We start from the raw sequence: 11,270 nt of genomic DNA, 5'->3' as shown, positions 1-11,270 counted from the left end.
ATGAGGAGGCAGGCGTGAGGGGACCGGTGGTGGTGCTGGGGGACACCCTGCTCGACCGGGACGTGGAAGGCGTGGTGAACCGGCTCTGCCCGGACTCCCCGGTGCCGGTGCTCGACGAGACAGCGGCCACCGACCGGCCGGGGGGCGCCGGGCTGGCGGCGGTGTTCGCCGCCGCGCAGGGCGCCGAGGTGGTGCTGGTGACCGCGCTCGCCGACGACGCCGGTGGGGCTCGGCTGAGCGCTCTGCTCACCGCCGCCGGCGTGCAGGTGTACCCCCTGGCCCTCTCCGGCGCGACGCCGGAGAAGATCCGGCTGCGGGCACGGGGACGGGTGCTGCTGCGTCACGACCGGGGCGGCACGTCCGGGGAGCCGGGTCAGCCCTCCGACGAGGTGCTGCGGGTGATCGCGTCGGCGTCGGCGGTGCTGGTCAGCGACTACGGCCGGGGGGTGGCCCGGCAGCCCGCCTTGCGCGACGCGTTGGCCGCCACCCGCGCGCCGGTGGTGTGGGACCCGCATCCGCGCGGCCCGGCGGCGGTGCCCGGCGTCCACCTGGCCACCCCGAACGAGTCCGAGGTGCGCGAGCTGGTCCCCGCGCTGCCCGGCGCCTCCCGACTGGCCACCGCGTCGCGCGGCGCCCAGGGGCTGCGGCGACGCTGGCGGGCCGGCGCGGTCGCGGTGACGTTGGGCGGTGACGGCGCGCTGCTCTGCCACGCGGGGTCGACGCCGCTGGTGGTGCCGACGCCGGGTAGCGCCGAGGGGGACACCTGCGGTGCCGGCGACCGGTTCGCGGCGGCCGCCAGCCTCGCGTTGGCCCAGGGGGCGCTGGTCTCCGAGGCGGTGCAGGTGGCGGTCGCCGAGGCGTCCGCGTACGTGGCGGGTGGGGGAGTGGCGGCGGCGCTGCCGCCGTCGGGGCCCGAGGTGCGGGCCGGGAGCACGTCGGGGCCGCGCGTTCTCCAGAGCGGACCACGAGGTGGTGCGGTGGCTGACCGGGTGGGGGTCGCCGCCGTCGCCACGCTCCTCAACGAGGTACGCGCCGCTGGCGGCACCGTGGTGGCCACCGGCGGGTGCTTCGACCTGCTGCACGCCGGGCACGTGGCCACCCTGGAGGCCGCCCGGCAGCTCGGTGACTGCCTGATCGTCTGCCTGAACTCCGACGCCAGCGTGACCGGGTTGAAGGGGCCGGACCGGCCGGTGCAGTCCGAAGGTGACCGCGGCCGGCTGCTGGCCGCGCTGAGCTGCGTCGACGCGGTCCTCATCTTCGACGAGCCGACCCCGGACGCGGCGCTGTCCTGGATACGCCCCGACGTCTGGGTCAAGGGCGGCGACTACGCCACCGGTGGTGGGGACGCCTCCGCCGTCCTGCCCGAGGCGCAGGTCGTACGCCGGTGGGGCGGGAACACGGTGGTGGTGCCCTACCTGGACGGTCGGTCCACCACCGACCTGATCGTCCGCACCCTCGCGGAGCGGACCCGATGACCGGCACGCGGCCCGGTGCCGGGCCCACCGTCCTGGTCACCGGCGGGTCCAGCGGGCTCGGTGCCGCCGTGGTCGCCGCGGTGGCCGCCTCCGGTGGCCGACCGCTCGTGCTGGACCGGCAGCCGCCGGTCGACGGGGTGTCCTGGACCGAGTGCGACCTGGCCGACACGCGCGCCGCCGAGGCGGCCACCCGGCATCTCGCCGAGCAGGCCGGGGGCCTGGACGCCGTGGTCACCGCCGCCGGCACCGACGTGCCGGGCCGGCTCGCCGACCTGCCGGGCGAGACCTGGGACCGGATCGTCGCCGTGGACCTGCTGGCCACCGCGGCGGTGATCCGGGCCGCGCTGCCGTTCCTGCTGACCTCTCGGGGGCGCGTCGTCACCGTCGCCTCCACCCTGGGCGTCAAGGCGGTCAGCGACGCCACCGCGTACTGCGCGGCGAAGTTCGGGGTGGTGGGGTTCACCCGAGCCCTCGCCGCCGAGCTGGCCGGTCAGGTCGGCGTCACCCTGCTCATCCCGGGTGGGATGCGCACCGCGTTCTTCGACGAACGTGACCCGCAGTACAAGCCGGGGCCGGACGCGATCCTCAACGAGCCCGCCGACACCGCCGCCGCGATCATGTTCGCGCTCAGCCAGCCGGCCGGTTGCGCGGTGCGCGAGATGGTGGTCTGCGCCGAGCAGGAGACCTCGTACCCGTGATCCTCGTGCTGCGCGCCCTCGGCGTCGGCGATCTGGTGACCGCGGTGCCCGCGCTGCGGGCGCTGCGGGCCGCGTACCCCTCGCGGGAGCTGGCGCTCGCCGCGCCGGCCTGGCTGGCTCCGCTGGTCGACCTGGTCGGCGGGGTGGACCGGCTGGTGGACACCACCGGGCTGGACCGACCCCTGCGGGTCGGGTCGGCCCCGCGGGTCGCGGTCAACCTGCACGGCCGCGGTCCGCAGTCGCACCGGCTGCTCGCGGCCACCCGACCCGGTCGGCTGCTCGCCTTCGCCAACGCGGACGCCGACTGTGCCGACGGCCCGCGTTGGGCCGCCGACGAGCACGAGGTGGACCGGTGGTGCCGGCTGCTGTCCTGGTACGACATCCCGACCGACCGGGCCGACCTCAGCCTGCGCCGACCCGGGTCGGCGGGGCTGCCCAGCGGTGCCACGGTGCTGCACCCGGGCAGCAAGATCCCGGCCAAACGGTGGCCGGCCGAGCGGTTCGCCGCGCTGGCCCGGACGCTCACCGACCAGGGGCACCGGGTGCTGCTCACCGGCTCGGCCGACGAACGGGAGTTGGCAACCCGGGTGGCCGAGGCGGCCGGCCTGACCTCGGACGCGGTTCTGGCCGGCCGGACCGACCTCGGCGGGCTCGCCGCGCTGGTGGCCGACGCCCGGTTGGTGGTCAGCGGGGACACCGGCGTCGCCCATCTGGCCACCGGGTACGGCACCGCGTCGGTGGTTCTCTTCGGGCCGGTGCCACCGGCGCACTGGGGGCCACCACCGGACCGGCCACGGCACCGGGTGTTGTGGGCCGGTGCGGGGGATTGGCCCAGGTGGGACGGGGTAGGAAGCCACCCGACGATGGCGGCTCTGCACCTCGACGAGGTGCTGGCCGCGGTGGCCGAGGTGGAGAGGGTGGTGCGGGTCTCCGGTGCGGTTGCGGCGTAGCGACCCGGGTCGACCGGGGTACGGACGGCGTCGTCGCGGACGGGGCTGGCTGTTCGTCGATCCGTCCGGGGCGCCGGTGCGGGATCCGGAGGTGCTGGCCCGGCTGCGGGAGCTGGTCATCCCGCCGGCCTGGCAGGACGTCTGGATCGCGCCGCATCCCAACGGGCACATCCAGGCGATCGGGATCGACGCGGCCGGGCGCAAGCAGTACGTCTACCACCCCCGGTGGCGGGAGAAGCAGGACGAGGCGAAGTTCGACCACATGCTGGAGGTGGCCCGGCGGTTGCCGGCGCTGCGGGAGCGGGTGGGGCGCGACCTGGACGGCCGTGGACTGGGCCGGGACCGGGTGCTGGCGACGGTGGCCCGGCTGCTCGACATGGGGATGTTCCGGGTCGGCAGCGACCAGTACGCGAACGGCGACGACCCGACCTACGGGGTGTCCACCCTGCGCCCCGAGCACGCCCGGTCCCGGCGCGGCTGCGTGGTGTTCGTGTTCCCCGCGAAGGGGGGCATCGAGCAGGTACGCCGGATCGAGGACCCGGAGCTGTGCCAGGTGCTCGTCAATCTGCGCCGTCGCCGGCGCCGGGCGGAGCGGCTGTTCGGCTACTGGGACGGCCGGGAGTGGCGCGACGTGCGCAGCGACGAGGTCAACGGTTACCTGCGCGACGCCAGCGGTGGGGAGATGACCGCGAAGGACTTCCGCACCTGGCACGCCACGGTGCTGGCGGCCACCGAGTTGGCCACCGCCGGCCCGGCCCGTTCGGTGACCGCCCGGCGCAAGGCGGTGGTCGCCGTGATGCGGGAGGTGGCGGAGCTGCTGGGCAACACGCCGACGGTGGCGCGGGCGTCGTACGTGGACCCTCGGGTGGTCGACCTCTACCACGAGGGGGTGGTGGCGGCGGTGGATCCGCTGGCGTCTCGCGAGGAGGCGGAGCGGGTCGTCCTGAAGCTGCTGGAGGGGGCCTGACCGGCCCCGCCGGCGATTCTGGGGAGGCGCGACGGGGTCGGAGCCTCGGGCTTGAGCAGGGTGCCACCGGGCGGCCGCCCGCCGCTCGCGCGGCGGGCGCCTCGCCACGGCCCCCGTTGCGGCCCACCAGGCGATGGTCGGCCGCGCCGGTGTCAGTCTGCCGGTCCCGAGTTGACGGTGGACGCCTGACGGTTGACGATCCGCGCCAGATCCGAGGCGTTGTCGCGGTGTTCCTGCGGGGTCATTCCGTAGGCGGCCTTGAACGCCCGGCTGAAGTGGGCCTTGTGGGGAAACCCCCACCGCGCCGCGATGGTCTGCACGGGCTGGTTGCGCAGCGCCGGGTCGGTCAGGTCGCGTTGGCACCGGGCCAGTCGCAGGTCCCTGATGTACGACGCCACTGTGGCGTCCTCGCCCTCGAACAGGCGGTGCAGGGACCGCACCGAGATGTGGTGGGCGTCGGCGACGACCTGGGGGTCGAGGGTCACCTCGCCGAGGTGGCGGTGGATGTACGCCTGCACCTGGGTGAGCAGCGCCCGGCGGCGGACCTCGGTGGGCACGGCGTCCTCGGCGACGAGGTGCCGGCCGAGCATGGTGGTGGCCAGGTCGAGCCCGACCGCGCCGAGCCGTCCGGCGTCGGCGGCGTGGTACTGCTCGGGGTGCCCGGTCACCTGGAGCAGGAACTGCGCTAGCAGCGCCCCGATCCCCTCGCTGCCGGACATCCGGCCGCCGTAGAGCGCGGCCATCCGCTGTGGCGGTAGCGGCAGGGCGGCGTGCGGGATCAGCGTGATGATCGAGGTGGCCTGGTCCCGCTCGGGCTCGGTGGCGTGGTGGCAGACGTCGTGCGGCCGGGACCCGTCGTAGAAGGTGAACTCGCCGGCCAGGATCTCGCTGTGGCGACCGTCCTGGCTGGAGGTGCCGATGCCGCCGGTGGTGAGGGCGAGGATGTACAGCTCCGGGTCGGACTGGCGGACCAGCTTGCGGGTCCGGGTGGCGTCCAGCGACGGGTATTCGTACTGCACCAGCTGGACCGGGCCGAGGTCGGTGAAGTCGGCGCGGGCGGCGAAGTCGTCGCTGTGCGCGGACCGGATGCGCAGCGGCGCCGAGGTGCGCGCCACCAGGTCCAGCCACATGCCGAACCGTTCGCGCGGCGGCAGAACCGTGGTGTCGATGGTGTCTCTCGCCAGCATCGGGCGCCCTAACCCGCTCGGCGCTGGATCAGCGCTTCGACGCCGTCGAGGATCCGGTCCAGACCGAAGGCGAACTCGTCGTCGGGGTGGTCGTCCTGGCTGAGCACGCCGGCGCTGAGCACCCGGTGCAGCGCGGGGAAGCGGGCCGGGTCGATGAGCCGGCCCACCAGCCGGGCGTACCCGGGCATCATCTCGGCGGGCTCGACGCCGGCCGCCCGGCTGCCCTCGGCGATCTGCGACGTGAGGGTTGCCTCGTTGCGGACGTACCCGGTGATCAGCAGCAGCACCGACATCTTCTCGTTCTCGCCGAGCGCGGTGCCGTCGAGGCAGCGCAGCCCGTCCTCCATCCAGCCGAGCTGCTGCGGGGTGATCGGTGGGCCGCTGATCGGGACGTGCAGCAGCCAGGACCGTCGCCGCAGCACCTCGTGTTCGGCCCAGGCCCACCGGGTGAGGCCGGTACGCCAGTCGTCGCGCGGGCCGGGCGGGCCGGGGGAGGGGCCGTACCCGGTGTCCACCATGAGCATCAGCAGTTCGTCCTTCGAGCCGACGTACCGGTAGAGGGCCATGGTCGCGGCGCCCAGCTCCTTGGCCACCCGGCTCATCGACACGGCGGCCAGGCCGTCGGCGTCGGCCACCCGGACCGCGGCGTCCACGATGGTGGGCACGCTCATTCCCGGCCGGGGCCCCTTGGGTGGTCGCTCCCGCAGCCCCCAGGCGCTCTCGATGGCCGGCGGGAGTACGGGCCCGCTGTCGTCTGTCTTCGCCGCCACATTTCCTCCCTTGCCTCGCCATCCTAGTTCTGCGTATGGTCTACGCATAACAGCGTATGGCATACGCAGAAAGAAGGATGATCATGAAGACCACCACCACACCGGCAGCGCGCGCCGGCCGGAGGGAGTGGATCGGGTTCGCGGTGCTGATGCTGGCGCTGCTCCTGGTCTCGATGGACGTGTCGGTGCTCTACTTCGCCGTCCCGTTCATCAGCGCGGAGCTGCGCCCCAGCGCCACCGAGCAGCTCTGGATCTTCGACATCTACGGTTTCGTGCTGGCCGGGCTGCTGATCACGATGGGCGCTCTGGGTGACCGGATCGGCCGACGCCGGCTCCTGCTGATCGGTGCCACCGCGTTCGGGGCGGCGTCGCTGCTGGCCGCGTACGCCGACAGCACCGCGACGCTGATCGCCGCCCGCGCCCTCCTCGGCGTCGGTGGGGCCACCCTGATGCCCTCGACCCTCGCACTGGTCCGCAACATGTTCCACGACGCCAAGCAGCGCGGCACCGCCATCGGCGTCTGGACCGCCACCCTGACCGGCGGCATCGCCCTCGGCCCGGTGCTCAGCGGCATCCTGCTGGAGCACTTCTGGTGGGGCTCGATCTTCCTGATCAACATCCCGGCGATGCTCCTGCTGCTCCTGCTCGCCCCGCTGCTGGTGCCCGAGTTCCGCAACCCGGCGACCGGGCGTTTCGACCTGATCAGCGCGGTGCTGTCACTCGGCGCGCTGCTGCCGGTGATCTACGGCATCAAGGAGATGGCGCGCGACGGCGTCAGTGCGGTGCGGGTGCTCGCCATCGTCGGTGGCCTGCTGGTGGGCGCGCTCTTCCTGCACCGGCAGCGGACCGGGGCGTACCCGATGGTCGATCTCGCGTTGTTCCGCCGTCGCGGCTTCGCCGGGTCGCTCGCCGTCAACCTGCTGGCGATGTTCGCCATCGTCGGCTTCGCCATCTTCACCACCCAGCACCTGCAACTGGTGCTCGGCCTGAGCCCGCTGCGGGCGGCACTGTGGAGCCTGGTGCCGTCCCTCGCCGTGGGCGCCGTCGCACCGGCCGCCGCCGCCCTCGCCCAACGCGTCGAACGCGCCTACCTGATCGGCGCGGGATTCGGCATCGCCGTGGTCGGCTTCGCGGTGCTGACCCGGGTCACCCCGCAGACGCCGCTGTGGCTGCTGCTCGTCGGCGCCAGTGTCTACGCCGGTGGTCTGGTGATGGTGATGTCCCTCGTCACCGAACTGGTCCTCGGTGCGGCACCGCCCGAGCAGGCCGGTGTCGCGTCGGCACTGACCGAGTCCAGCAGTGAGCTGGGCGGTGCGCTGGGCATGGCGATCCTGGGCAGCGTCGGCGCGGCGGTCTACCGGCGCGAGATCGTCGACGGCCTGCCGGCCGGGCTGCCCGCCGACACCGGCGACGCGGCCCAGGAGACCCTGGGTGGCGCGCTCGCGGTCGCCCAGGGGCTGCCGGCGGAGCTGGCCGACGCGGTGCGGCACGCCGCCGCTGTCGCGTTCACCGACGGGCTGCACCTGGCCGCGTACGCCGCCATGGCGGTGATGCTGCTGGGTGCCGTCACCGCGCTGGCCGCGCTGCGCGGCGTCCAACCGGCCGACTCCACGGCGGTGGCCGCCGAGCCGACCGGTCCGGCCGACACCTCGTTGTCGTCGGTCAGTCGATGAGCACGTGCGCGAGCCGGTCGCGGAAACGCCGCTCGGAGTCGCTGACCGACTCGCCGCCGATGCCCAGCAGCCCACCGCTGGAGGCGGCGCCCACCACCTGCTCGGCGATCTTCACGAGCCAGTGCTTGTACGCGCCGGCCTCACCCTCGTCGACCCGCGCGGCCAGCAGTTCGGCCGCCTGGCCGGCCCGCAGCAGCACGTCGTCGAGGTAGGCCCCGGGGTCGGCGGGCGCAATGACCGGCAGCTCCTCACCGGTCTCCGGGTCGCCGACCCGGGTGACGATCTCACCGGCCACGGCGGCGACCAGTGGGCTGGCCGACTCCCGGCCGGCGGCGATGGTCTCCAGCCCGGCCGCGTTCTCCGCCATGGTCCGGCGGGTGCCGTCGGACTCGGCGGCGCTCGCCGCGGTCAGCACCGACTGCGGGAGGCCGACCAGCAGCCCCCACTCCTCGTCGGAGAACCCGAACCCGGTGTACGCCGGCTGCTCGATCACGACAACGCCCCTTCCGCCCTGCTCTGCTTGATCAATCGGTGCTCTGCTTTGTCGATCCACCGGGCCCGGAACCGGTGCCCGGGTCAGGCTAGTCCAGGGTCAGCAGGCCCTGTTCGGACACCACGCGCACCGACAACGTCTTGTACCCGACCTCCTCGAAGAGGACCGTCATCTTGTCGTCCTCGTAGGAGAGCACCATCCCCTGCCCCCACTCCGGGTGCCGCACCTGGCTGTGCACCGGGAACGGCCCGACCGCGCCCTGGTCGGCCACGCTGGTGCCGTTGTGGCAGTTGTCGCAGTGACCGCAGACCTCCGTCATCTGCTCGCCGAAGTAGGCCAGCAGGGTCTGCCCCCGGCAGGACCGGGTCTCGGCGAAGGCCCGCATCATGTCGGTGCGGGACCGGGTCACCGTCTGCTGGCGCTCCGCCTCGGCCAGCGCCGCCGCGGCGGCGTCGGTCGGGTTGGGGGAGTAGCGGGGAGCACCGACGCGCTGCCGGGCGCGCGGCTCGGCCGCGCCGACCTGCTCCAGCAGGGAGAGGTACTGGCCCAGCTTGCGCGGCCCCAGGCCGGTGGTCTCGCGCAGTTCGGTCTTGGTGGCCGCCTTCTTGCGCAGCAGCGCGGCCAGGTCGCGCAGCTCGTTCTCGTCGGGCAGGCCGCCACTGAAGAACCGTTGCAGGCCCACGTCCTCGGCCCGCCAGAGCAGCAGCACGCGGGACGGTTGCCCGTCCCGCCCGGCCCGACCGATCTCCTGGAAGTAGCTGTCCGGCGAGTCGGGCAGCGCCATGTGCACCACCCAGGCGATGTTCGGCTTGTCGATGCCCATGCCGAACGCCGAGGTCGCGACCATGATCGGGACCTGGTCGGCGAGGAACGCCTCGTGCAGCTCGGCGCGGGCGCCGACCGCCATCCCACCGTGGTAGAACTGCGCCGGGAAGCCGGCGTCGGTCAACCGGGTGGCCAACTCCTCCGCGGCGCGGCGGGTCGGCACGTAGATGATCCCGGGCCGACCCTCGTCGCTCAGCAGGGTCATCAGACGCCGCCACCGGTAGTCCTCGTCCGGGCAGTGCGCCACCTCGAGGAACAGGTTGGGTCGGTCCAGCCCGGAGACCACCACGTCCGGGTCGCGCAACCGCAACCGGGCGATGATGTCGTCGCGTACCGGCGGGGAGGCGGTGGCGGTCAGCGCCACCACCGGCGGCCGGCCGATGCCCTCGATGAGGTGCCCGAGCGCCAGGTAGTCGGGGCGGAAGTCGTGCCCCCAGGCCGAGATGCAGTGCGCCTCGTCGATCGCCACCAGGGCCGGCTTCAGGCTGGCCACCTCGGCCATCCGTTCCGGGTTGCTGAGCTGCTCCGGGGTGATGAAGAGGAACTCCGCCCGGCCCTCGCGGACCTCGGTGATCGCCTCGGCCTGCTGGGTGGGCGTCTCGTTCGAGCTGATCCGCACCGCCCGCAGCTCCGGGCGTTGCCGCTCGTTGAGGGAGGCGATCTGGTCCTGCTGGAGGGCCAGCAGCGGGGAGATCACCACTGTGGGGCCGGGGATCAGGCTGGCCGGGATCTGGTAGATCGCCGACTTGCCGGCGCCGGTGGGCAACACCACCAGCGCGTCGCGTCGCTTCATGACCGCGCGCATGGCGGCCAGTTGGTTGGGCCGCAGCGCCTTCCAGCCGAAAAGGCTGCGGGCCGCGCGGCGCAACGTCATCGAGTGCGTGGACAGTTTCATCGAGGGCCGGAGGTACCCGAGCCCATGATTCCCGAAACGCCTTCGGGCGATCATGGGCTCGGTTGCCTCCCGCAGTTCAGCGCAGCCGGGGCAGGACCTCGCGTTGGTAGAGGTCGAAGAGGCCCTGGTGGTGCGGGCCGGTGTTGGCCACGTAGACCTCGTCGAAGCCGGCCTTGGCGTACTTGTCGATCATTTCGAGGTGCGCGTCGGCGCTGTTGCCGCAGACGAACGCCTCCTTCAACATCTCCGGTTTGACCAGCTCGGAGGCCTGCTCGAAGTGCCGCGGTGAGGGCAGCACCTGGGACAGTTCACCCGGCACCCCGGCGTTGGGCCAGCGCTCGTACGCGATCCGCATCCCCTCGTCCTCGCTGTCGGCGTACGCCGCCTTGAAGCCGGCCTGGCACGGCTTGTCGCCGCCGCCGTTCTCGCGGAAGCGCCGGACCATCTCGCCGTCGGGCATGGTGCTGACGTAGCCGTCGCCGATCCGGGCGGCCAGGTCGATGGCCTTCGGTCCGAAGCCGGAGACGTAGATCGGCGGGGGAGTGTCGGGCAGCGTGTAGATCCGGGCCTGTTCCACCGTGTAGTGCTTGCCGTGGTGGCTGACGAAGTCGCCGCCCCACAGCGCGCGCAGCACCTCGACGGCCTCCTCCAGCATCTCCAGCCGGACGTCGGCCTGTGGCCACGCGTCGCCGAAGATGTGTTCGTTGAGTGCCTCGCCGGTGCCGACGCCGAGCACGAACCGTCCGCCGTGCAGCACCGCGCTGGTCGCCGCCGCCTGGGCGATCACGGCCGGGTGGATCCGCACCGTCGGGCAGGTCACCGCCGTGGTCACCGGCAGCGAGCAGACCTGGCTGAGCGCCCCGATCATCGACCAGACGAACGGGCTCTGGCCCTGGGCGTCCACCCAGGGGTGGTAGTGATCGGAGATCCACAGCGCCTCGAAGCCGGCCCGTTCGGCACCGCGCGCCTGCTCCAGCAACTCGGCTGGCGTGAGCTCCTCACTGGAGAGAAAGTATCCGATCTTCATGGCTTACCCCTTCGGCGCGCGGACTGCTGATGGGCAGAGCCGTACCCCGGTGGGGCCGGGTCACACCGGTGCTCGCCGTGGGCCGGGTCAGCGTCGACCGAACATCGCCCGGATCGCGGCGAGCAGCAGCAGAGCGCCGACCACCAGGCCGAGCAGGCGTACGCCGGGGATGTCGGCCGGGCTCGTCGCGTCGGCCAGCGGGACGGGATCCATCCCCGCACTCTCCCCGGGAAGCGGGCCGCCAGGCAACTGTAAGGTTTATTGACTATTGAATCGCTCAGTGTGACCATGGCAGGACCGCCTGCCGGTG

11 protein-coding genes are annotated in these 11,270 nt (G+C 73.2%); 5 read left to right on the top strand and 6 right to left on the bottom strand.

Annotated features, from left to right (window positions below; translation table 11 throughout):
• Positions 1-14 precede the first annotated feature (14 nt).
• The 4 genes from ACX27O_RS21090 to ACX27O_RS21075 are packed head-to-tail and all read left to right on the top strand — an operon-like array spanning position 15 to position 4,090.
• Complete coding sequence (locus tag ACX27O_RS21090) at positions 15-1,475, top strand: PfkB family carbohydrate kinase (RefSeq protein ID WP_358136323.1); 1,461 nt, start codon at positions 15-17, stop codon at positions 1,473-1,475.
• Positions 1,472-2,173: an SDR family oxidoreductase gene (locus ACX27O_RS21085; RefSeq protein ID WP_030334959.1), complete on the top strand. Its 702-nt coding sequence runs from the start codon at positions 1,472-1,474 to the stop codon at positions 2,171-2,173. Before ACX27O_RS21090 ends, ACX27O_RS21085 begins: the two co-directional genes overlap by 4 nt.
• A complete protein-coding gene (locus tag ACX27O_RS21080) occupies positions 2,170-3,123 on the top strand; it encodes a glycosyltransferase family 9 protein (RefSeq protein WP_458939947.1) in 954 nt (317 codons plus the stop codon). Before ACX27O_RS21085 ends, ACX27O_RS21080 begins: the two co-directional genes overlap by 4 nt.
• Entirely contained in the window at positions 3,107-4,090 is a 984-nt protein-coding gene (locus ACX27O_RS21075; protein ID WP_458939946.1) for a DNA topoisomerase IB, read from the top strand. The genes ACX27O_RS21080 and ACX27O_RS21075 overlap by 17 nt, the downstream gene beginning before the upstream one ends.
• 152 nt (positions 4,091-4,242) lie before the next feature.
• Here the strand turns inward: ACX27O_RS21075 and ACX27O_RS21070 are convergent, their stop codons facing one another.
• The gene (locus tag ACX27O_RS21070; protein WP_458939945.1) at positions 4,243-5,277 is read right to left on the bottom strand and encodes a helix-turn-helix domain-containing protein; all 1,035 of its coding nucleotides are present in this window, start codon (positions 5,275-5,277) and stop codon (positions 4,243-4,245) included.
• Positions 5,278-5,285: 8 nt separating this feature from the next.
• On the bottom strand, positions 5,286-6,047 hold the full coding sequence (locus tag ACX27O_RS21065) for a TetR/AcrR family transcriptional regulator (RefSeq protein WP_210861116.1): 762 nt from the start codon (positions 6,045-6,047) through the stop codon (positions 5,286-5,288).
• 83 nt (positions 6,048-6,130) lie between these two features.
• On the opposite strand from ACX27O_RS21065, the gene ACX27O_RS21060 reads away from it, so the two are divergent.
• Positions 6,131-7,720 carry an MFS transporter gene (locus ACX27O_RS21060; protein ID WP_458939944.1) on the top strand — a complete coding sequence of 530 codons (1,590 nt, stop codon included), beginning with the start codon at positions 6,131-6,133 and terminating at the stop codon, positions 7,718-7,720.
• On the opposite strand, the gene ACX27O_RS21055 is transcribed toward ACX27O_RS21060, so the two are convergent.
• The 4 genes from ACX27O_RS21055 to ACX27O_RS21040 all read right to left on the bottom strand — a co-directional run bounded on the left by ACX27O_RS21055 (position 7,710) and on the right by ACX27O_RS21040 (position 11,173).
• A complete protein-coding gene (locus ACX27O_RS21055) occupies positions 7,710-8,213 on the bottom strand; it encodes a hypothetical protein (RefSeq protein WP_030334948.1) in 504 nt (167 codons plus the stop codon). The genes ACX27O_RS21060 and ACX27O_RS21055 overlap by 11 nt on opposite strands.
• Positions 8,214-8,301: 88 nt before the next feature.
• Positions 8,302-9,933: a RecQ family ATP-dependent DNA helicase gene (locus tag ACX27O_RS21050; protein WP_458939943.1), complete on the bottom strand. Its 1,632-nt coding sequence runs from the start codon at positions 9,931-9,933 to the stop codon at positions 8,302-8,304.
• A gap of 76 nt (positions 9,934-10,009) precedes the next feature.
• Positions 10,010-10,960, bottom strand: a complete 951-nt coding sequence (locus tag ACX27O_RS21045) for a TIGR03557 family F420-dependent LLM class oxidoreductase (RefSeq protein ID WP_357689248.1) — start codon at positions 10,958-10,960, stop codon at positions 10,010-10,012.
• A gap of 87 nt (positions 10,961-11,047) precedes the next feature.
• Positions 11,048-11,173 carry a hypothetical protein gene (locus tag ACX27O_RS21040; protein ID WP_256443624.1) on the bottom strand — a complete coding sequence of 42 codons (126 nt, stop codon included), beginning with the start codon at positions 11,171-11,173 and terminating at the stop codon, positions 11,048-11,050.
• Positions 11,174-11,270 lie beyond the last annotated feature (97 nt).

The organism is Micromonospora sp. SD19, from assembly GCF_054462275.1.
This window is presented reverse-complemented; position numbering and strand designations above follow the sequence as displayed.

Excerpts from the sequence above, each read along its gene's own strand:
- ACX27O_RS21085 (WP_030334959.1), top strand. The coding sequence starts at position 1,472 with ATGACCGGCACGCGGCCCGGTGCCGGGCCCACCGTCCTGGTCACCGGC.
- ACX27O_RS21070 (WP_458939945.1), bottom strand. The coding sequence starts at position 5,277 with ATGCTGGCGAGAGACACCATCGACACCACGGTTCTGCCGCCGCGCGAA.
- ACX27O_RS21060 (WP_458939944.1), top strand. The coding sequence starts at position 6,131 with ATGAAGACCACCACCACACCGGCAGCGCGCGCCGGCCGGAGGGAGTGG.
- ACX27O_RS21050 (WP_458939943.1), bottom strand. The coding sequence starts at position 9,933 with ATGAAACTGTCCACGCACTCGATGACGTTGCGCCGCGCGGCCCGCAGC.
- ACX27O_RS21045 (WP_357689248.1), bottom strand. The coding sequence starts at position 10,960 with ATGAAGATCGGATACTTTCTCTCCAGTGAGGAGCTCACGCCAGCCGAG.
- ACX27O_RS21040 (WP_256443624.1), bottom strand. The coding sequence starts at position 11,173 with ATGGATCCCGTCCCGCTGGCCGACGCGACGAGCCCGGCCGACATCCCC.